This window comes from Mycobacterium paraintracellulare, assembly GCF_000276825.1.
Lineage (GTDB): Bacteria > Actinomycetota > Actinomycetes > Mycobacteriales > Mycobacteriaceae > Mycobacterium > Mycobacterium intracellulare.
Genome location: NC_016948.1, coordinates 3,272,682 through 3,292,945 on the forward strand (window position 1 = coordinate 3,272,682; position 20,264 = coordinate 3,292,945).

Below are 20,264 nucleotides of genomic sequence, written 5' to 3' on the forward strand. Positions count from 1 at the left end.
GCTTCCAGCATGCCAGATGCACCGCGCCCCGACGTCATGAGCGGGTGGTCAGCGGCCCGACAGTCGGTTCCGCAGACGCGAGCCCCATCGCCGCCGGGTTTCCGGTTGATCCGAAATCTTTTCGGCGACGGGCGCTTCCGTAGTGGTTCCTGCGCTTTCGGCTTCCGGTTCCTCGTCTTCCGCCTCGTCGGCGGGTTCCGGTTGCGGCGCTTCGGCTTCCGCCTCGGATTCCGGCTCGTCGAGCTCGAGCTCTTCGGCCTCGGATTCCTCCGCCGCGGCCTTCGGCTCGGCCTCCGGCTCTCCCGCGTCGCCCTCGGATCCTTCGGCTACCGCCTCGTCGGCCTCTTCCGCTTGCGGCGCTTCGACTTCCGTCGCGGCCTTCGGCTCGTCAAGCTCGAGCTCGTCGGCCTCGGATTCCTCCGCCTCGGCCTCCTCGGCCACCGCCTCGGCCTCCGGCTCTTCGGCGTCGCCCTCGGATTCTTCGGCGTCCGCCGTGTCGGCTTCCGCCGCGTCGGTCTCTTCCCCTTGCGGCGCTTCGACTTCCGTCGCGGCCTCCGGGTCGTCAAGCTCGAGCTCGTCGGCCTCGGATTCCTCCGCCTCGGCCTCGGATTGCTCCGCCTCGGCCTCCTCGGCCACCGCCTCGGACTGCGGCTCTTCGGCTTGTGCCTCGTCGGCGTCGGCGACGGCCGCGGTCCCCACCGCGGATTCGGTCGGCACGTCGTCGTCACCGCCACCCGCCGCGGCCGTCGTACCCGCCGCACCCGCCGTCGCCGCAACGGTCGCCGGCTCCAGTTCGGCGGATTCCTCGTCAACGTATTGGTTTCCGCGCAGGCTCTCGGGATCTTCGCGGCCCCTGGGCGCCGCCATGATGTACACCACGGCCCCGATGAACACGAAAGTCGATGTGAACGAATTGATCCGGATGCCGGCGATGTGGGTGGCGGTGTCGTCGCGCAGCAGCTCGACACAGAACCGGCCCACGCAATAGCCGGCCACATAGAGCGCGAACAGCCGGCCATGTCCCAGCGTGAATCGCCGGTCCGCATAGATCAGCACGGCGAAAATCAGCAGGTTCCACAGCAATTCGTAGAGGAACGTCGGTTGCACGACGAGTGCCACCTGCCCGGTGGAGATCCCGTCCAGCGAATGCGGGTCGATGTATCCCGAGGGGTCCCGGCGGTAGAAGATCTCCAGCCCCCACGGCAGCGTGGTCTCGCGGCCATAGAGTTCCTGGTTGAAGTAGTTCCCGAGCCGACCGATGGCCTGCGCCAGAATGATTCCCGGGGCGATCGCGTCGGCGAAGGCCGGCAGCGGAATGCCGTGCCGGCGGCAGCCGATCCAGGCGCCCACACCCCCGAGCGCCACCGCACCCCAGATGCCCAGTCCGCCGTCCCAGATCCGGATCGCCGCCCCGAGCCCGGCTCCGCCCGGGCCCCAATAGGTTCGCCAGTCGGTGGCCAGGTGGTAGAGCCGACCACCGATCAACCCGAACGGCACGGTCCACAGCGCGATGTCGTAGATCACCCCACGTTCACCGCCGCGCGCCTCCCAGCGCCGGTCGCCGATCAGCAGGGCGGCCACGATGCCGGCGATGATGAACAGGGCATAGGCCCGGATGGGCAGCGGCCCGACGTGCCAGACGCCCTGCGCCGGACTCGGAAAATAGGCGAGCAACTTCGTCACGACGCGGCCGCCCTTTGACGTACACCGGCGGCGAGTTCCTCAGTGAGTGCGCGCAATGCGGTCAAACCCCCGTCCCCCAGCGCCGACACCAGCGCGGAACCGACAATGACACCGTCGGCGTAGCCGCCGATCTGGGCGGCTTGCTCACCCGACCGCACCCCCAGCCCGACACCGACGGGGATGTCCGATATCTCCTTGACCCTGCCCACCAATTCGGGCGCGGCATTGGACACCACGTCGCGTGCTCCCGTGACGCCCATCGTCGACGCCGCGTAGACAAATCCGCGGGACGCCTCGACCGTCATCGCCAAGCGCTGCGGCGTCGAGGAGGGCGCCACCAGAAATATCCGGTCCAACCGATGCTCCTCGGACGCCGCCAACCACTGCCCGGCTTCGTCGGGGATAAGGTCCGGAGTGATCAGGCCGTATCCGCCGGCCGATGCCAGGTCGCGGGCGAAGGCGTCAATTCCGTAGCGCAACACGGGGTTCCAGTAGGTCATCACCACGGCGTGGCCCCCGGCGGCGCCGATCGCCTCGACCGCGGCCAGGGTGTCGCGGACGCGCACTCCCCCGTGCAGCGCGGCCTCGGTGGCCTTGGCGATGGTCGGGCCGTCCATGCCGGGATCCGAATAGGGCACCCCGACCTCGACGATGTCGCAACCGGATTCGACCAGGGCGACCATCGCGTGCACGGACGTCGTCACATCCGGGTACCCGGTCGGCAGATAGCCGATCAGCGCGGCGCGACCGTCGTCGCGGCACACGTCGAAGATCGGCCCGAGCCTGCTGGCCTCGCTCTGCTTGACGGTCATCGGTCGCTGGATCCCAACAGCCCGAACCACTGCGCGGCCGTCTCGACGTCCTTGTCCCCACGGCCGGACAGGTTCACCACGATGATCGCGGCCTTCCCCAATTCGGGGGCCACCTTCAGGGCCCCGGCCACCGCGTGCGCGGATTCGATGGCGGGGATGATCCCCTCGGTGCGGCACAGGGTGCGGAATGCCTCCATCGCTTCGGAGTCGGTGATGGGCCGGTACTCGGCGCGTCCGCTCTCGCGCAGCCACGCGTGTTCCGGACCTACCCCGGGGTAATCGAGACCCGCTGAGATGGAATGGGATTCGATGGTCTGCCCGTCCTCGTCCTGCAGCAGGTAGGAGAACGATCCCTGGAACGCCCCGGGGGAACCGCCGCTGAAGGTCGCGGCGTGCCTTCCGGTTTCGACGCCGTCGCCGGCCGCCTCGAAGCCGATCAGCCGCACGCCGGGATCGTCGATGAACGGGTGGAAGATGCCGATGGCGTTCGATCCGCCACCGATGCAGGCCAGCACCGCGTCGGGCAGCCGGCCCGCCTGCGCCTGGATCTGGGCGCGCGCCTCGAGGCCGATGATGCGCTGAAAGTCGCGCACCATGGCGGGAAAGGGATGGGGCCCCGCCGCCGTGCCGAAGCAGTAGAAGGTGTTGTCGGCATTGGTAACCCAATCCCGGAACGCTTCATTGATGGCATCCTTGAGCGTCCTCGAACCGCTCTGGACCGAGACGACCGTGGCTCCCAGCAAGCGCATCCGGGCCACGTTGAGCGCCTGGCGTTCGGTGTCAACGGCCCCCATGTAGATTACACACTCCAGGCCGAGCAGGGCGCACGCGGTGGCGGTCGCCACGCCGTGCTGACCGGCCCCGGTCTCGGCGATCACCCGCTTCTTGCCCATGCGCTGAGCGAGCAGCGCCTGGCCGAGCACGTTGTTGATCTTGTGAGAACCGGTGTGGTTCAGGTCTTCTCGCTTGAGGAAGATGCGGGTGCCGGCCTGCTCGGACAGCCGAGGCGCCTCATACAGCGGTGACGGCCGCCCGGCGTAGTGCGCCTGCAGATAGTCCAGCGTGTCCAGGAAATCCTGGTTGACGCGCTCCTTCTCGTAGGCCGCGGTGACCTCTTCGATCACGGCCATCAACGCCTCGGCGACGTAGCGGCCGCCGTACACACCGAAATGGCCACCCGCATCGGGTTCGTGGCGGGTGGGTTCGGCGATGGCTGCGCTCGGAAGCGGAAGGTCCGGGCGGGACAGATCCACCATCACCAAGGCTCTACGCGGGGATGGCTCATGGGGTTCAACGTTACAGCGAAGGGGCTCTTCAGTGACGCAGCGACTAGCGAGAGGGTTTCGGACAGGACGGATGGGTGCCCGCGGTGACCAGATCGGCGACCGCGGCGCGCGGGTCACCACTTTTGACCAGACCTTCGCCCACCAACACGGCGTCGGCACCCGCACCGGCGTACGCCAGCAGGTCTGCGGTACCGCGCACACCGGATTCGGCGATCCTGATCACGTTGCTGGGCAGCCCGGGAGCGATGCGCGCGAAGCAATCCCGGTCCACCGCCAGCGTGGCCAGATCGCGGGCGTTGACGCCGATTACGTTGGCCCCGGCCTTGAGCGCGCGGTCGGCTTCCTCTTCGGTGTGCACCTCGACGAGTGCCGTCATGCCCAGCGATTCGGTGCGGTCCAGCATCGACACCAACGCCGACTGCTCCAGCGCGGCGACGATGAGCAACAACATGTCGGCGCCGTGCGCACGCGCTTCGTGGATCTGATAGGGCTGCACCACAAAGTCTTTGCGCAAAATCGGTATCGAGACCGCCGCCCGAACCGCGTCGAGATCGTCGAGCGAACCGTGAAAGCGGCGCTCCTCGGTCAAGACGCTGATGATGCGCGCGCCGCCGTCCTCGTACGCCCTGGCCAGTTTGGCCGGATCGGCAATGGTCGCCAGGGAACCCGCCGACGGGCTGGCGCGCTTGACTTCGGCGATGACGCCGATTCCGGGCTCGCGCAGGGCGGCCATGACGTCGCGGGGCGGCGGCGCGGCCGCCGCGGCGGCCTTGATCTCGGACAGGCTGATGAGGGCTTCGCGCGCGGCAACGTCGGCCCGGACTCCCTCGAGGATGGAGTCAAGCACGGTTGCCGGACTCATGCCTGTCGTTTCCCTTCGCCCTGTCGCCCCGCTGTCATCCCACGGCCACTCGGTTGTCCCCGGCCGATTGCGACGACGTCAATGAAGGGTAGCGGCCCGCGGCTTGCGGCCCGTCACCGACCCTCGGTGTCAGACTCGCTCGGCGCATCGGTTGGGTCACGCCCCTCGTCAAGCGCGTCCCAGATCATCCGCTCCGACATTTCCGGCGTCTGTCGCCCCTCCAGCATCGCCCCGGAGGCGTCGTCGCGTCGGGCAATCGAGCGGCGCGTCGCCGGCGTCGTGTACTTGATGGCGCTGGATCGGGCCGACCCGGAGTCCGACGCGGACCGCATCAGCAGGACGGCCGCGATCAGGGCGCACGCGGCGGCGGCCACCGTGACCCCGGCGCCCCAGTACCGTCGCTCGCTCCCTACCAGCGACATCACCGAGACGTGCGCCAGCTCGGCGCCGCGGACCGCCACGTCGGGCAGCACCCACAGGCTGACGCCCAGGTAACCGACCGCCAGGCTGGCCAGCGCCAGCAACCCCGCCAGCGCGCGCAGCGGCCAGCCCCGCACGGCGATGGCGGCGACGGCCGCGGCCAGCAGCAGCATCGCCAACGGCAGCAGCGCCGTCGACCACGCCCCGCCGGACAACGTCACCTCCTTGGGCGGCCCCAGCCCGTCGAACGACCGGATCACCACCCAGGGCAGGCGCGAGGCCACCCACAGCGCGCCCGCGGCCACCACCAGCGTCGCCTGGGCGATGCGGATCAACCAGGGACTGTTCAGGCGGCGCGCCGAGGCCTCAGCCATCGCGGCCGGCCCCGGGCTCGGTCAGCGTCTCGGCCGCCGCGATCGCGCTGAGCACCGCGCGCGCCTTGTTGGTCGCCTCGGTGTATTCGTAGGGGCCGTTGGAGTCGGCGACCACCCCGCCCCCGGACTGCACGTAGGCGGTGCCGGCTCGCATCAGGGCGGTGCGGATGGCGATCGCGAAGTCGGCGTTGCCGGCGAAGTCCAGGTAGCCGACCACGCCGCCGTACAGGCCGCGGCGCGTCTTCTCCACCTCCTCGATCAGCTCCATGGCCCGCACCTTCGGCGCGCCCGACAGCGTGCCGGCCGGGAAGCAGGCCGTGACCGCGTCCAGGGCGGTCCGGCCCTCGCCGAGCAGCCCGGTCACCGTCGACACCAAATGCATGACGTGGCTATAGCGTTCGATGTGGCTGTAGTCCTCGACGCGGACGGTGCCCGGCGCGCACACCCGGCCGAGATCGTTGCGGCCCAGATCGACCAGCATCAAATGCTCGGCGCGTTCCTTCTCGTCGGCCAGCAGCTCCTTTTCCAGCAGCTGATCCTCTTCGTCGGTGTCCCCGCGCCAGCGGGTTCCGGCGATCGGATGGGTGGTCGCGACGCCGTCGGCGACGGTGACCAGCGCCTCCGGGCTCGACCCGACGATCGAAAAGTCCGTTCCCCCAGCGTCATTCGGCACGTGCAGCAGGTACATGTAGGGGCTCGGGTTGGTCACCCGCAACATCCGGTACACATCGATCGGGTCGACGGCGGTGTCCATTTCGAATCGCTGCGAGGGCACCACCTGAAAGGCCTCACCCGCGGCGATCTGCTCGACGAGGTAGTCGACGATCTTCCCGTATTCCTCGACGCTGCGCTGCGCGCGGTAGCGCGGCTCGGGCCGGTCGAACGTGGCGACGGTCGACGACAGCGGCTGGCCCAGCGCCCCGGTCATCACGTCCAGCCGGGCGACCGCGTCGTCGTAGGCCTCGTCGACCCGCTCGTCGGTCCCGTTCCAGTTCACGGCGTTGGCGACCAGCGTGATGGTGCCCTCGTGGTGATCCACCGCCGCCACGTCGGTGGCCAGCAGCAACAACATGTCCGGCAGGCCCAGGTCGTCGACGGCCAGCTCGGGCAGCCGCTCCAGGCGCCGCACCAGGTCGTAGGCGAAGAACCCGACCATGCCGCCCGACAGCGGCGGCAGACCCGCCAGCGGCCCGGTGGCCAGCAGCTCGAGGGTGGCCCGCAGGGCCCGCAGCGGGTCGCCTCCGGTGGGCGCGTCCTGCGGCACCACGCCGAGCCAGATCGCCTCGCCGTCGCGCACGGTCAGCGCCGAGGGCGCTCCGGCGCCGATGAACGACCACCGCGACCAGGAGCGGCCGTGCTCGGCCGACTCCAGCAGAAACGTGCCCGGGCGGTTGGCGGCGAGTTTGCGATAGGCCGACAGCGGCGTCTCGCTGTCGGCCAACACCTTGCGGGTCACCGGGACCACGCGGTGCTCGGCGGCCAGCTGGCGGAAATCCTCTCGTGAGGTCGTCGCGGCGAGGTGGGCGTGCACCGACCCATCCTCCCAGATGGGCTCGGCCAGCCCGCGCGCGTAGCGTGTCCGCCATGAAACCTGGTGAGACCGTCGCCGACTTCGAACTGCCCGACCAGACGGGCACGCCGCGCAAGCTCAGCGAATTGCTGTCCAGCGGGCCCGTCGTGCTGTTCTTCTACCCCGCGGCGATGACGCCCGGCTGTACCAAGGAAGCGTGCCATTTCCGCGACCTGGCCTCCGAATTCGCCGCGGTCGGGGCCAACCGGGTGGGGATCAGCGCCGACCCGGTGGACAAGCAGGCCAAGTTCGCCGATATGCGCAAGTTCGACTACCCGCTGCTGTCGGACACCGACGGCGCCGTCGCCGCCCACTTCGGCGTCAAGCGCGGCCTGCTGGGCAAGCTGATGCCGGTCAAGCGCACCACGTTCGTCATCGACACCGACCGCACGGTGCTCGACGTGATCTCCAGCGAGTTCAACATGGACACCCACGCCGACAAGGCGCTGGCGACGCTGCGCGCCCGGTCCTAGCGGCGGCCCTCAGGGGCTGATCGCCAGGAAGACGTAGGCGGCCAGCAGCACGAGATGCACCTCGCCCTGCAGCCGGGTGGCCCGCCCGGGTACCACGGTCAGCATGCTGATCACCACGGTCAGCGCGAGCAGCACCAGCTGGATGGGGCCGAGGCCGAGCACCAGCGGCCCTTTGAGCCAGATCGACGCCAGCGCGATCGTCGGGATGGTGAGCCCGATGCTGGCCATCGCCGAGCCGTACGCCAGGTTCAGGCTGATCTGGATGCGGCCCTTTCGCGCCGACCGGGCGGCCGCGAGCGTCTCGGGCAGCAGCACCAGCGCCGCGATGATCACACCCACGAACGACTGCGGCAGACCCGCCACCATCACCGCGTGTTCGACGGCCGGCGACTCCTCCTCGGCCAGGCCGACCACCGCCACCAGGGCGCAGAGCAGCAGCACCAGGCTGCTCAGCGCCTGCCGCCTGCTGGGCGGATCCGCGTGGCTCTCGTCCTCGAACACGCGCTTTTGGCCCCGCTGCGCGATCGGCAGGAAGAAGTCGCGGTGCCGCACGGTCTGGGTGAACACGAACAGCAGGTACACCAAGAGCGTGGCGATCGCGGCGAAGGCGAGCTGGCTCGAGGTGAACTCCCTGCCCGGATGCCCGGTGGTGAAGGCCGGCAGGACCAGGCTCAGCGTGGCCACCGTGGTGACTGTGGCCAGCGCGGCCCCGGCGCCCTCGGCGTTGAACAGCGTCACGCCGTAGCGCCGCGACCCGAGCAGCAGCGACAAACCGGCGATCCCGTTGGTGGTGATCATCAGCGCGGCGAACGCGGTGTCCCTGGCCAGCGTCGCGGCCTCGTTGCCGCCGGAGGTCATCAGGGCGACGATGAGGGCCACTTCGATGATGGTGACCGCGGCCGCGAGGATCAGCGACCCGAACGGCTCGCCGACCCGGTGCGCGACCACCTCCGCGTGATGCACCGCGGCGACCACGGCACCGACGAGAAACAGCGCGGCCACCGCGACCAGCACCGGTCCCAGCTTCTCGCCCCAGATCACTGCCAGCACGACGACGGCAAGCACCGGAACCACCACGTTCCAGGACAAGACGTCCCGGGACACCCATTTCGACATTGCCCGCCATTCTTGTCGAAGTCACGCGCCCGCGCCCGCCGAAAGTGACGCGGGCCACGCGCTAGCGCTCCGGTTGCAGCAGCGCGTCGGCGTCGAAGCAGCTGTGATCGCCGGTGTGGCAGGCGCCGCCGACCTGGTCGACGGTCAGCAGCACGGTGTCCCCGTCGCAGTCCAATCGCACCGAGTGGACGTATTGGGTGTGGCCGGAGGTCGCGCCCTTCACCCACTGTTCGCGCCGCGACCGCGAATAGTACGTCGCCTCACGGGTTTCCAGGGTGCGGGCCAGGGCCGCGTCGTCCATCCACGCGACCATCAGCACGTCGCCGCTCCCGCGCTCCTGCACGACGGCGGCGATCAGGCCGTCGGCGTTGCGCTTCAGGCGCGCGGCGATCCGCGGGTCGAGCGTCATCGAACGGTGATCCCCTCTTTGGCCATGGCCGCCTTCACCTGCCCGATGGTCAGCTCCCGGAAGTGGAACACGCTGGCCGCCAACACCGCATCGGCGCCGGCCGCGATCGCGGGTGCGAAGTGCTCGGCCGCCCCGGCTCCGCCGCTGGCGATGACGGGCACGGTGACCGCCGAGCGCACCGCCTGCAGCATCTCGAGGTCGAACCCCGCCTTGGTGCCGTCGGCGTCCATCGAGTTCAGCAGGATCTCCCCCACCCCCAAATCGGCTCCGCGGGAAGCCCATTCGACGGCGTCGAGCCCGGTACCGCGGCGCCCGCCGTGGGTGGTGACCTCCCAGCCCGACGGGGTGGGCACCGAGCCCGGCGGCACCGTGCGCGCATCGACGGAGAGCACGATGCATTGGGATCCGAACTGCCGCGCCATCTCGGCCAGCAGCTCGGGCCGGGCGATCGCGGCGGTGTTGATCGAGACCTTGTCCGCCCCGGCGCGCAGCAACACGTCGACGTCGGCCACGGTGCGCACCCCGCCGCCGACGGTCAGCGGGATGAAGACCTGCTCGGCCGTGCGCCGTACCACGTCCAGCATCGTGGTTCGTCCCGACGACGACGCGGTCACGTCGAGAAAGGTGAGCTCGTCGGCGCCCTCGGCGTCATAGGCGGCCGCGAGTTCCACGGGATCGCCTGCGTCCCGGAGGTTTTCGAAGTTGACCCCCTTGACCACGCGCCCGCCGTCGACGTCCAGGCACGGGATCACCCGGACCGCGAGGCCGCTGTGGTTGGCGTGCATGTCAGTAGTCCTCCGGTCGGCCGGTGCTGCGCAAAAGGTCGAGGATCTCGGCGTGCGCGGCGGGGCCCGCCGCCAGCGCGGAATCCGACGCGGGGCTCCAGGGCTCGCCGGCCAGGTCGGTGACGACACCGCCGGCGGCCCGCACCAACGCGACCCCGGCGGCGTGGTCCCACACGTGGCCGCCGAAACTGATTGCCGCGCCCAGGATTCCGTCGGCAACGTAGGCGAGGTCGAGGCCGGTGGAACCGTGCATGCGCAACCGCGACGAGACCCGGCTGAGATTCTCCAGCACCGCGATCCGGTAGCGGCCCGGGAACCGGCCCCGGGCGTCCGCGCTGAACGATCCCGCGCCGACGAGGGCGTCGGACAGGTCGATGGCCGCCAGTGGCGGCTGCGGGATCCCGTTCTTGCGCAACGGTCCACCCGACACCGCGGTGTAGCGCTGGTCCATGAACGGCAACCAGGTCAGCCCGGCCACCGGGTCGCCGTGGTGCAGCAGCCCGAGCAGGATCCCGGCCATCGGTGACCCGGCCGCATAGTTGAAGGTGCCGTCGACGGGGTCGAGCACCCATACCCAGGGTGAATCGACGGCCGAGCCGCCGAATTCCTCGCCGTGGACGCCGATTCCGGTCGCTTCGGTCAGCGCGGCGACCACCTGACGCTCGATCGCGAGGTCCACGTCGGTGGCGAAGTCGTTGCCCTTCTTGCGCACCGCGGAGTCGGCTCGGTGACCGGCGAGGAAGGGTTCGGTGGCGTCGTCGAGGATTGCCGATGCCGTCTCGACCAACGCGTCCAAGTCCATGCCGCTGTTACTCTCCGACCGCGGCCAGCGCCTGCGGCAGCGTGAATCGCCCGGCGTAGAGGGCCTTGCCGACGATGGCGCCCTCGACGCCGCGGCCGGTCAGGGTGGCGATGGCGCGCAGGTCGTCCAGGCTGGACACCCCGCCCGACGCGATCACCGGGACGTCGGTGCGGTCGGCGACGGCCGCCAGCAGCTCCAGGTTGGGGCCGCCCAGCGTGCCGTCCTTGGTGACGTCGGTGACCACGAACCGCGAACACCCTTCGCGGTCAAGGCGTTCCAGCACCTCCCACAGGTCACCGCCATCGGTCTCCCAGCCGCGTCCCCGCAGCCGGTGGGTGCCGCCCGGATGGGTTTTGTCGATCTGGACGTCGAGCCCCACGGCGACCTTGTCCCCGTGCTCGCCGATCGCCCGCGCGCACCACTGCGGGTTCTCCAGCGCCGCCGTGCCCAGGTTGACCCGGGCGCAGCCGGTGGCCAACGCCGCCGCCAGCGAGTCGTCGTCGCGGATCCCCCCGGAGAGCTCCACCTGCACGTCGAGCTTGCCGACCACCTCGGCGAGCAGTTCACGGTTGGAGCCGCGCCCGAACGCCGCGTCCAGATCGACCAGATGGATCCATTCGGCGCCGTCGCGTTGCCAAGTCAGAGCGGCGTCGAGCGCCGAGCCGTATTCGGTTTCACTGCCCGCCTTGCCCTGCACCAGACGCACGGCGCGGCCGTCGACCACGTCGACCGCGGGCAACAAGATCAACACGCTTTCTCCTTCACGCCGAGACTGCAACTGGCTGCGGGTCCCCTCGGCGTTTGTGTCGTGGAATACAGTTTCGCGGAAGCCATCACAGTGCCTGGACCCAATTGCTCAAGACGGCCGCGCCGGCATCTCCGCTTTTCTCCGGGTGAAACTGGGTGGCCGACAACGGCCCTTCCTCGACCGCGGCCAGGAAAGGCCCCTCGTGGGTGGCCCAGGTCAGCACCGCATCGGGCGATCCCTCCCACTGCTGGGCGGCGTAGGAGTGCACGAAGTAGAACCGGGTGTCCGCGTCGAGCCCCTTGAACAGGACGCTGCCGGGCCCGGAATCGACGACGTTCCAACCCATGTGCGGGATCACCGGCGCCTGCAGCCGCGTCACGTATCCCGGCCACTGCCCGCACCCTTCGGTCTCCACGCTGAACTCGACGCCGCGGGCGAACAGGATCTGCATCCCGACGCACACGCCCAGCACCGGACGCCCGGCCGCGACCCGATCGGCGATGATGCGGTCCCCGTTGATCGTGCGCAGCCCCGTCATGCAGGCCTCGTACGCGCCGACGCCGGGCACCACCAGGCCGTCGGCCGCGGCCGCGGCTCCGGCGTCGGCGGTCACCTCGACCGACGCACCGACCCGCTCGAGGGCGCGCTGAGCCGACCGCAGGTTGCCCGAGCCGTAATCGAGGACAACAACCGATTTCTTTGTCACAGAACACCTTTGGTGGACGGCACGCCCGACACCCGGGGGTCGGGCTCCACCGCCTGGCGCAGCGCGCGGGCCACGGCCTTGTACTCGGCCTCGGTGATGTGGTGCGGGTCGCGCCCATACAGAACGCGGACGTGCAGCGCGATGCGCGCGTTCATGGCGAGCGACTCGAACACGTGCCGGTTGATGACGGTGTGATAGGGCACCGAATTGCCGGCGATCGTGGTGTGCTGCAGGTGATCCGGCTCCCCGCTGTGCACACAGTAGGGCCGGCCGGACACGTCGACCGCCGCGTGGGCCAGCGTCTCGTCCATCGGGATGAAGGCGTCCCCGAACCGGCGGATGCCCCGCTTGTCGCCCAGGGCCTGGCCGAGCGCCTGCCCCAGCGCGATGGCGGTGTCCTCGATGGTGTGATGGCCCTCGATCTCGACGTCACCCTTGGTGCGCACCGTCAGGTCGAAGCTGGCGTGACTGCCCAGCGCGGTGAGCATGTGGTCGTAGAACGGCACCCCGGTGTCGACGTCGACCTGGCCGGTGCCGTCGAGGTCGAGGTCGATGACGATGTCGGATTCCTTGGTGCGGCGCTCGACGCGCGCACGGCGGGCGGCTTTGTCGGTGTTGACGGCGGTCATGGCGCTCCTACGTTGACGGGGGCCGGCTCGGTGGCGGCGATCTGGGCGCTGGCCCGCAGGAAGGCGTCGTTCTCCTCGACCAGGCCGGTGGTGACCCGTAGATAGCCGGGGATTCCGACATCGCGGATCAGGACGCCGGCATCCAGATAGCGCTGCCAGGTGGCCGGCGCGTCGGCGAACTCCCCGAACAGCACGAAGTTGGCGTCGCTGGGGATCACCCGAAAACCCAGGCGGGTCAACGCCGCCCCCACGCGTTCGCGCTCGACGATGAGCGCCGCGACGCTGCCCAGCGTGTCGTCGGCGTGCCGCAGCGCGGCGCGCGCGGCGGCTTGGGTGACCGACGACAGGTGATACGGCAGCCGCACCAGCAGCATCGCGTCGATCACCGCCGGCGTGGCGATCAGATAGCCGAGCCGTCCCCCGGCGAAGGCGAACGCCTTGCTCATGGTGCGCGAGACGATGAGCTTGGTCGGATACTCCCCCACCAGCGCCACCGCGCTGGGCTCCGACGAGAATTCGCCGTAGGCCTCGTCGACGATCAGGATGCCGGGCACCACGTCGAGCAGCCGCCGCAGATCCGGCAGCGAAACACTCTGCCCGGACGGGTTGTTCGGGCTGGCGACGAACACCACGTCGGGTTGGCGGTCGGTGATGGCGGCGACGGCGGCCTCGACGTCCAGGCTGAAGTCGTCGGCCCGGGCGGCCTGCAACCATTCGGTGCGGGTGCCGTCGGAGATGATCGGGTGCATCGAGTAGGAGGGAACGAACCCGATCGCCGTGCGCCCCGGGCCGCCGAACGCCTGCAGCAGTTGCTGCAGGATCTCGTTGGAACCGTTTGCCGCCCAGAGGTTTTCGACCCCGAGTGCAACGCCGGTCTGGGCGCTGAGGTATTCGGCCAGATCGGTCCGCAGGGCGACCGCGTCGCGGTCGGGGTAGCGGTGCAGGTCGGCGGCGGCGTCGGCGACCGAGCGCACCACGTCGTCCACCAGCGCCTTGCTGGGCGGGTGCGGGTTCTCGTTGGTGTTCAGCCGCACCGGGACCGCCAATTGCGGTGCGCCATAGGGCGACTTGCCACGCAGGTCGTCGCGCAGCGGCAGGTCGTCCAGTGTCGGTTGCCGCGGCCCGGTCATCGCTCGAACCTCCGCCGTACCGCCTCGCCGTGCGCCGGCAGGTCCTCGGCCTCGGCGAGCGTGATCACGTGCCCGGACACGTCTTTGAGCGCCGCCTCGGTGTAGTCGACGACGTGGATGCCGCGCAGGAAGGTCTGCACGGACAGGCCGCTGGAATGCCGCGCGCAGCCGGCGGTCGGCAGGACGTGATTGGATCCGGCGCAGTAGTCCCCGAGGCTCACCGGCGCATACGGACCGACGAATATGGCTCCCGCCGCGCGTATTCGCCCGGCCACGCTCGCCGCGTCGGCGGTCTGGATCTCCAGGTGTTCGGCAGCGTAGGCGTTGACGACCTTGACGCCGGCGTCCACGTCGTCGACGAGGATGATCGCCGATTGGCGCCCGCCCAGGGCGGCGGCCACCCGCTCGCGGTGCACGGTCGTCCGCAACTGGGCGGCCAGTTCCTTGTCGGTGGCCGCGGCCAGGTCTTCGCTGGGGGTCACCAGCACGCTGCCGGCCATTTCGTCGTGTTCGGCCTGGCTGATCATGTCGGCGGCCACGTGCGCGGGGTCGGCGGTGTTATCGGCCAGGATCGCGATCTCCGTCGGCCCGGCCTCGGCGTCGATGCCGACCCGCGAACGGCACAGCCGCTTGGCGGCGGTGACGTAGATGTTGCCCGGCCCGGTGATCATGTCGACGGGCGCCAACTCGGCGTCTGCCCCCGGCGACGATGCGGATCGTGCGCGATCCGAGGAGAAGCCGGGCCATTCGGCCCCGGTATCGGTGCCGCCGTAGGCCAGCAGCGCGACGGCCTGCGCCCCGCCGACGGCCCACACCTCGTCGACGCCCAGCAGCCGGGCCGCTGCCAGGATGGTCGGGTGCGGCAGGCCGCCGAACTGGGCCTGCGGCGGGCTGGCCACCACCAGCGAGGCGACGCCGGCGGCCTGCGCCGGCACCACGTTCATCACGACGCTGGACGGGTAGACGGCGTTGCCGCCGGGCACGTAGAGGCCCACCCGCTCGACCGGTACCCACCGCTCGGTGACCGTCGCGCCCGGGCCGAGCGTCGTCGTCACGTCGGTGCGGCGCTGGTCGGCGTGCACCGCGCGGGTGCGCTCGATCATCACGCGCAGGGCCTCGGCGACCGCCGCGTCGAGTTCGGCGAGGGCTTTCTCGAGCGCCTCCGCGGGCACCCGGACGGCCGGGGGTCGCACCCCGTCGAAGGACTCCCCGAATTCGAGGGCGGCCTCGGCGCCGCGCTCCGCGACGGCCTGCACGATCGGGCGCACCTTGGGCAGCACCGCCTCCACGTCGGCACCGCCACGCGGCAGCGCCGCCCGCAAACGGGCAGCCGTCAATTCCGCGCCCCGCAGGTCGATACGGGCCATCGGCGACGGTCGGATGGTGCTCACGGTGTCCATTGTCCCAGAGGAACTCAAATCGATATCCGACCGGTAGTGTGCCGGTGAAGAGGCCATGCCCCGCGCTGAAATGACGCTGAGACGATAGAGCCGACCCAGGGAGCCGCCATGTCCGCCAAGGATCACCCCAACAACGCCCCCGGCGTCCCGATGGTCTTCCCGCCCTGGTTCGAGCGCTTCCAGATCAAGTACTTCAACCCGGCGGTCAAGCCGATCGTGCGCTACCTGCCCGGCACCGCGACGATCAAGCACCGTGGCCGTACCTCCGGCAAGCCCTACGAGACCATCGTGACCACGTACCGCAAGGGCAACACCTTGGCCATCGCGCTGGGCCACGGCAAGACGAACTGGGTGAAGAACGTGCTGGCCGCGGGCGAGGCGGACGTGGAGTTGAGCCGCAACCGCGTGCTGCACCTCATCAACCCGCGGATCCTGCCCGCCGGCTCCGACGGCGACGGGCTGCCCGCGTTGGCGCGCATGCAGCTGCGCCGGATCGGGGTTTTCGTCGCCGACATCGCCTGAGACCGGGCGCGCCGACTTTGAGTGTGCGCCAGTGGCTTTCAGTGTGCGGCCACGGCGCCGACACGCCGAAGAATCGCGCCGACGATTCAGACTCAACGCCCAGGTTTCACACCCGATGCGGCCGCGCTACATATCGAGGCCGATGTCGAGCACCCGCACCGAATGCGTCAGCGCGCCGACGGCCAGATAGTCCACGCCGGTCGCGGCGTAGGCGGCGGCGTTTTCCAGGCTGAGGCCGCCGGAGGACTCGAGCAGGACGGCCGGCGCGCGCGCATCCCGGCGTTGCACCGCCATCTGCGTCTGCCACACCGGGAAGTTGTCCAGCAAGATCAGCTCGGGCTTTTCGGGCAGCACCTCGTCGAGCTGCTCGAGTGAATCCACTTCCACCTCACACGGCACGTCCGGCGCCGCGTCGCGGACCGCGCGCAGCGCCTCGACCACCGAGCCCGCCGCCACCACGTGGTTGTCCTTGATCAGCGCGGCATCGCCGAGCCCGAGGCGGTGGTTGACGCCCCCGCCGACGCGCACCGCATATTTCTGCAACACCCGCAGGCCCGGCAGGGTTTTGCGGGTGTCACGGACCTTGGCCTTGGTGCCGTCCACGGCGGCCACCCAGTGCGCGGTGGTGGTGGCGATCCCCGACAGGTGGCAGATGAGGTTCAGCATGGTCCGCTCGGCGGTCAGCAGGCCGCGGGTTTCGGCCCGCACCGTCAGCACGGGCTGGCCCGCCTGCAGCTGGGCGCCGTCCTCGACGCGGTCGACGACCTGGTAGCCGCGGGCGCCGAGCACCTCGTCGAGCACCAGCAGCGCGATGTCGATGCCGGCGATCACGCCGGGCTGCCGGGGCACCATGGACGCGGTGGCCACCGCGTCGGCGGGCACCGTCGCCAGCGTGGTGACGTCGGGGCCATAGCGCAGGTCCTCGACCAGGCCGCGCCGAATGGTTTCGCGCGCGGCCGTGAGTTCGCAGTCGGACATCGAGGTCATACGACCGCCGCCAAGGCCTCCACCAGCACCGAGTTCTGGTCGTCGGCCAGTCGCAGCACGTTGCTGCGCGCCTGCTCGGCCACGGTCTGCGGGTGTTCCTCGCGGTGGTGGCAGCCCCGGCTTTCGGTGCGGGCCAGGGCCGCGGCCGTCACCGCGCGGGCGGCGACGGCCAGCGCGACGTCCTCGAAGTCGCGACGACCCGCGACGGCGCGCACCTTGGCCCGCGACAGCGTGGTGGACAGCCGGGTCAGCCCGGCGGCGTCGCGCACCACCGACGCGTCGCGGCTCATCGCGCGCTGCAGCTCGGCGCGCTCGGGCGCGGTGTGCACGACGGGCTCGGGTGCGACCGCCCGGGCGGGACCGGCCGCCGAGGCGTGCGCGGCCGCCGCCCTGCCGGCGCGGCCGCCCACCACCAAACCTTCCAACAGGCTGTTGGACGCCAACCGGTTGGCGCCGTGCAGTCCGGTACGGGCGACCTCACCGGCGGCGAACAACCCGGGCAGCTCGGTTTGGCCGCACACGTCGGTGACGATGCCCCCGCAGCTGTAATGCGCCCCGGGCACAACGGGAATGGGTTGACGGACGGGGTCGACGCCGGCGGCCCGGCAGGCGGCCGTCACCGTCGGGAACCGGTTGGCGAAGTCCCCGATGTGGCGGGCGTCGAGGAAGACGCACGGGTCACCGGTGGCCTTCATCCGCGCGTCGATGGCCGCGGCGACGACATCGCGGGGGGCCAGGTCGCCCATCGGATGAACACCGGCGGTTACCGAATCCCCTTGCCGGTCAATCAGTCTGGCGCCCTCGCCGCGGATGGCCTCGGTGACCAGCGGGCGCCGCCCGCCGGCGGCCCCGGGCGCGAAGAGCATCGTGGGGTGGAACTGGATGAACTCGAGATCGCTGATCGCGACGCCGGCCCACAGGCCCAACGCGATTCCGTCGCCGGTGGATCCCTCCGGGTTGGTGGTCGCGCCGTACAGGTGCCCGAGCCCCCCGCTGGCAATGATCACCGACGGCGCGCCGATGATTCCGTATCCCTGCGGGTTGCCCACCAGGACGCCGGTCACGGCCGCGCCGTCGTGCAGCACGCGCAGGGCCACGTGCCCGGTGCGGATGTCCAGCGTGCGCGCGGCGTGGTCGAGTGCGCGCTGCACCTCGGCGCCGGTGGCGTCACCCCCGGCGTGCACGATGCGCCGCCGCGAGTGCCCGCCTTCGCGCGTCAGCGCCCACTGGCCGGGCGCGGATTCGTCGAATCGTGCTCCGTCGCCGACCAATTCGGTCACGGCCGCGTACCCGTCGGCGACGATCGAGTAGACCGCCTGCGGATCGCACAGGCCCGCCCCGGCGACCACGGTGTCGGCGACGTGCGCCTCGACGGAGTCGTCGTTGTCGGGCAGGACGACCGCGATGCCGCCCTGCGCGTAGTGGGTCGCCGTCGCGCCGCGCGCCTGATCGGCCTTGCTCAGCACGACGACGCGGCGCCCGGCGCGGTGGGCGGCCAGCGCGGCGGCCAATCCCGCGACACCGGTGCCAATCACGACGACGTCGGCGCTGTCAGTCCACTGGGGACGGGCGGTCATTCGCCACCGCCCGGCTGCCCGATCTCGATCATGCGCTGCACGCTGCGCCGGCCGGCGGCCGCGATGTCGGGGTCGACGTCGACTTCGTCGGCCCCCTCGACGAGGCAGCGCAGCAGGGCCGCCGGGGTGATCATCTTCATGAACTTGCAGGAGGCGCGGTCGTTGACGGCGCGGAAGTCGACCTGCGGCGCGGCCCGCCGCAGCTGATAGAGCATGCCGACCTCGGTGGCCACCAACACTTTTCGCGCGTTGGTCTGGGTCGCGGCGTCGAGCATGCCGCCGGTGGACAAGATCTTCACCCGGTCCGGGGGGAACGCGCCTTCGCCGGCGAGGTAGAGGGCCGATGTGGCACAACCACATTCGGGATGCACGAACAGCTCGGCGTCGGGATTCGCGCGGGCCTGGTCGCCCAGTTCGTCGCCGTTGATCCCCGCGTGCACGTGGCATTCGCCGGCCCACACGTGCAAATTCTTGCGGCCGGTGACCCGGCGCACGTGGGCGCCGAGGAACTGATCCGGGCAGAACAGCACCTCGCGGTCCGGGTCGATGGACTCGACCACGTCGACCGCGTTGGACGACGTGCAGCAGATGTCGGTGAACGCCTTGACCGCCGCCGTCGTGTTGACGTAGGAGACGACGACCGCGCCGGGGTGCTCGTCCTTCCACGCGCGTAACTCGTCGGCGGTGATCGAATCGGCCAGCGAGCAGCCGGCGCGCTGATCCGGGATGAGCACCGTCTTGTCGGGGCTGAGCATCTTGGCCGTCTCGGCCATGAAGTGCACGCCGCAGAACACGATGGTGTCCTCGGCCGCCTCGGCGGCGATCCGCGACAGCGCCAGCGAGTCGCCCACGTGGTCGGCGACGTCCTGGATCTCGGGCAGCTGGTAGTTGTGCGCGAGCACGGTGGCGCCGCGCAACTTCGCCAGTCGGCGAATCTCGGCGGCCCACTGCGCATCGGCGACCACGCCGGCGTAGCCGGTGGGCGAATTCGTGATGTCGGCAACCATGTCTTCGGCGAGCGTGTCCATGCGATTGATCACCGCCATGGGGGCTCCTTTCAGCCAGGAGGTTTTCGACTTATAATCGAAAACATGGCCCATCGTAGCACCGCCCACGAAGTGCTCGCGGTCGTGTTCCAGGTTCGCGAAGTCACCGACGGGGTTGCCAAGGGGCGACCGACGGCGAAACCGCAGCTGAACGTGCTGTTATGGCAGCGCGCCAAGGACCCGCAACGCGGCGCGTGGTCGCTGCCGGGCGGGCAGGTCCGCAACGACGAGGACATGATCACCTCGGTGCGCCGCCAGCTCGCCGAGAAGGTCGACCTCAAGGAACTGGCGCATCTGGAACAGCTCGCGGTGTTCTCCGACCCGCACCGGGTGCCAGGCGCCCGGGTGATCGCATCCACCTTCCTGGGCCTGGTGCCCTCCCCCGCCAGCCCCGAGCTCCCGCCGGACACCCGCTGGCACCCGGTGAACCGCCTGCCACCGATGGCCTTCGACCACGCCCCGATGGTGGATCACGCCCGCACCCGGCTGAACGCCAAACTGTCCTACACCAACATCGGGTTCGCTTTGGCGCCAAGGGAATTCGCGCTCTCCACGCTGCGCGACATCTACGGAGCGGCGCTGGGGTATCAGGTCGACGCGACGAACCTGCAGCGGGTGCTGGCGCGGCGCGGCGTCATCACCGCGACCGGCACCATCGCGCAATCCGGCCGCAGCGGCGGGCGCCCGGCCGCGCTGTACCGGTTCACCGACGCCGCGTTGCGGGTCACCGACGAATTCGCCGCGCTCAGGCCGCCCGGGGTCCCCGGCTAGGCTTACCCGAACGCGTCGTTGCAGCGACGCGCCATCCGGTCGGCACCCGTGACGTGTCTGGCCCGCCCGCAGGTGACGAGAAGTCGCTCACAGCGCGGCGATGACGTTTTGGTTACCTGCCGTTCGTACGCGAGAATGCCGGGTGGCCACGAAGGG

General features: G+C 70.3%; 21 protein-coding genes. 3 read left to right on the forward strand and 18 right to left on the reverse strand.

Annotation, left to right across the window (positions count from 1 at the left end):
* Positions 1-48 precede the first annotated feature (48 nt).
* The 6 genes from OCQ_RS14995 to OCQ_RS15020 all read right to left on the reverse strand — a co-directional run bounded on the left by OCQ_RS14995 (position 49) and on the right by OCQ_RS15020 (position 6,968).
* Complete coding sequence (locus OCQ_RS14995; protein ID WP_014385117.1) at positions 49-1,683, reverse strand: prolipoprotein diacylglyceryl transferase; 1,635 nt, start codon at positions 1,681-1,683, stop codon at positions 49-51.
* The gene (gene trpA, locus OCQ_RS15000) at positions 1,680-2,495 is read right to left on the reverse strand and encodes a tryptophan synthase subunit alpha (protein WP_014385118.1); all 816 of its coding nucleotides are present in this window, start codon (positions 2,493-2,495) and stop codon (positions 1,680-1,682) included. The genes OCQ_RS14995 and trpA overlap by 4 nt, the downstream gene beginning before the upstream one ends.
* Positions 2,492-3,754 carry a tryptophan synthase subunit beta gene (gene trpB, locus OCQ_RS15005; protein ID WP_014385119.1) on the reverse strand — a complete coding sequence of 421 codons (1,263 nt, stop codon included), beginning with the start codon at positions 3,752-3,754 and terminating at the stop codon, positions 2,492-2,494. The genes trpA and trpB overlap by 4 nt, the downstream gene beginning before the upstream one ends.
* A gap of 70 nt (positions 3,755-3,824) precedes the next feature.
* Positions 3,825-4,643, reverse strand: a complete 819-nt coding sequence (gene trpC, locus OCQ_RS15010) for an indole-3-glycerol phosphate synthase TrpC (protein ID WP_008257758.1) — start codon at positions 4,641-4,643, stop codon at positions 3,825-3,827.
* A gap of 113 nt (positions 4,644-4,756) precedes the next feature.
* Positions 4,757-5,437, reverse strand: a complete 681-nt coding sequence (locus OCQ_RS15015; RefSeq protein ID WP_020188592.1) for a TIGR02234 family membrane protein — start codon at positions 5,435-5,437, stop codon at positions 4,757-4,759.
* Positions 5,430-6,968 (reverse strand): anthranilate synthase component I, encoded by a 1,539-nt coding sequence (locus OCQ_RS15020; RefSeq protein WP_014385120.1) that lies wholly within the window; start codon positions 6,966-6,968, stop codon positions 5,430-5,432. The genes OCQ_RS15015 and OCQ_RS15020 overlap by 8 nt, the downstream gene beginning before the upstream one ends.
* A gap of 53 nt (positions 6,969-7,021) precedes the next feature.
* Between OCQ_RS15020 and OCQ_RS15025 the strand changes: the two genes are divergently transcribed.
* Complete coding sequence (locus OCQ_RS15025) at positions 7,022-7,480, forward strand: peroxiredoxin (protein WP_014385121.1); 459 nt, start codon at positions 7,022-7,024, stop codon at positions 7,478-7,480.
* A gap of 9 nt (positions 7,481-7,489) precedes the next feature.
* Here OCQ_RS15025 and OCQ_RS15030 read toward each other — a convergent pair whose 3' ends face one another.
* The 9 genes from OCQ_RS15030 to hisD form a co-directional block, all read right to left on the reverse strand.
* A complete protein-coding gene (locus OCQ_RS15030; protein ID WP_014385122.1) occupies positions 7,490-8,596 on the reverse strand; it encodes a calcium:proton antiporter in 1,107 nt (368 codons plus the stop codon).
* A gap of 61 nt (positions 8,597-8,657) precedes the next feature.
* Complete coding sequence (gene hisI / locus OCQ_RS15035) at positions 8,658-9,005, reverse strand: phosphoribosyl-AMP cyclohydrolase (RefSeq protein ID WP_008257763.1); 348 nt, start codon at positions 9,003-9,005, stop codon at positions 8,658-8,660.
* A complete protein-coding gene (hisF, locus tag OCQ_RS15040) occupies positions 9,002-9,790 on the reverse strand; it encodes an imidazole glycerol phosphate synthase subunit HisF (RefSeq protein WP_008257764.1) in 789 nt (262 codons plus the stop codon). Before hisF ends, hisI begins: the two co-directional genes overlap by 4 nt.
* Position 9,791: 1 nt before the next feature.
* Entirely contained in the window at positions 9,792-10,592 is an 801-nt protein-coding gene (locus OCQ_RS15045) for an inositol monophosphatase family protein (protein WP_008257765.1), read from the reverse strand.
* A gap of 7 nt (positions 10,593-10,599) precedes the next feature.
* Positions 10,600-11,343 (reverse strand): bifunctional 1-(5-phosphoribosyl)-5-((5-phosphoribosylamino)methylideneamino)imidazole-4-carboxamide isomerase/phosphoribosylanthranilate isomerase PriA, encoded by a 744-nt coding sequence (priA, locus tag OCQ_RS15050; RefSeq protein ID WP_008257766.1) that lies wholly within the window; start codon positions 11,341-11,343, stop codon positions 10,600-10,602.
* 82 nt (positions 11,344-11,425) lie between these two features.
* Positions 11,426-12,046 (reverse strand): imidazole glycerol phosphate synthase subunit HisH, encoded by a 621-nt coding sequence (gene hisH, locus OCQ_RS15055; protein WP_008257767.1) that lies wholly within the window; start codon positions 12,044-12,046, stop codon positions 11,426-11,428.
* Positions 12,043-12,675, reverse strand: a complete 633-nt coding sequence (gene hisB / locus OCQ_RS15060) for an imidazoleglycerol-phosphate dehydratase HisB (RefSeq protein WP_008257768.1) — start codon at positions 12,673-12,675, stop codon at positions 12,043-12,045. Before hisB ends, hisH begins: the two co-directional genes overlap by 4 nt.
* Positions 12,672-13,805, reverse strand: coding sequence for a histidinol-phosphate transaminase (locus tag OCQ_RS15065; RefSeq protein ID WP_014385123.1), 1,134 nt, complete (start codon positions 13,803-13,805; stop codon positions 12,672-12,674). Before OCQ_RS15065 ends, hisB begins: the two co-directional genes overlap by 4 nt.
* Positions 13,802-15,205, reverse strand: a complete 1,404-nt coding sequence (hisD, locus tag OCQ_RS15070) for a histidinol dehydrogenase (RefSeq protein WP_014385124.1) — start codon at positions 15,203-15,205, stop codon at positions 13,802-13,804. Before hisD ends, OCQ_RS15065 begins: the two co-directional genes overlap by 4 nt.
* Positions 15,206-15,313: 108 nt before the next feature.
* Between hisD and OCQ_RS15075 the strand changes: the two genes are divergently transcribed.
* The gene (locus tag OCQ_RS15075) at positions 15,314-15,727 is read left to right on the forward strand and encodes a nitroreductase family deazaflavin-dependent oxidoreductase (protein ID WP_009954931.1); all 414 of its coding nucleotides are present in this window, start codon (positions 15,314-15,316) and stop codon (positions 15,725-15,727) included.
* A gap of 126 nt (positions 15,728-15,853) precedes the next feature.
* On the opposite strand, the gene nadC is transcribed toward OCQ_RS15075, so the two are convergent.
* Genes nadC through nadA form a run of 3 tightly spaced genes read right to left on the reverse strand, consistent with a single transcriptional unit; the run spans position 15,854 to position 19,337 of the window.
* Complete coding sequence (nadC, locus tag OCQ_RS15080) at positions 15,854-16,714, reverse strand: carboxylating nicotinate-nucleotide diphosphorylase (protein ID WP_009954930.1); 861 nt, start codon at positions 16,712-16,714, stop codon at positions 15,854-15,856.
* Positions 16,711-18,291 carry an L-aspartate oxidase gene (locus tag OCQ_RS15085; protein WP_014385125.1) on the reverse strand — a complete coding sequence of 527 codons (1,581 nt, stop codon included), beginning with the start codon at positions 18,289-18,291 and terminating at the stop codon, positions 16,711-16,713. The genes nadC and OCQ_RS15085 overlap by 4 nt, the downstream gene beginning before the upstream one ends.
* Positions 18,288-19,337 (reverse strand): quinolinate synthase NadA, encoded by a 1,050-nt coding sequence (gene nadA, locus OCQ_RS15090; RefSeq protein WP_014385126.1) that lies wholly within the window; start codon positions 19,335-19,337, stop codon positions 18,288-18,290. Before nadA ends, OCQ_RS15085 begins: the two co-directional genes overlap by 4 nt.
* A 45-nt stretch (positions 19,338-19,382) precedes the next feature.
* On the opposite strand from nadA, the gene OCQ_RS15095 reads away from it, so the two are divergent.
* Positions 19,383-20,108, forward strand: coding sequence for an NUDIX hydrolase (locus OCQ_RS15095; protein WP_014942362.1), 726 nt, complete (start codon positions 19,383-19,385; stop codon positions 20,106-20,108).
* Positions 20,109-20,264 lie beyond the last annotated feature (156 nt).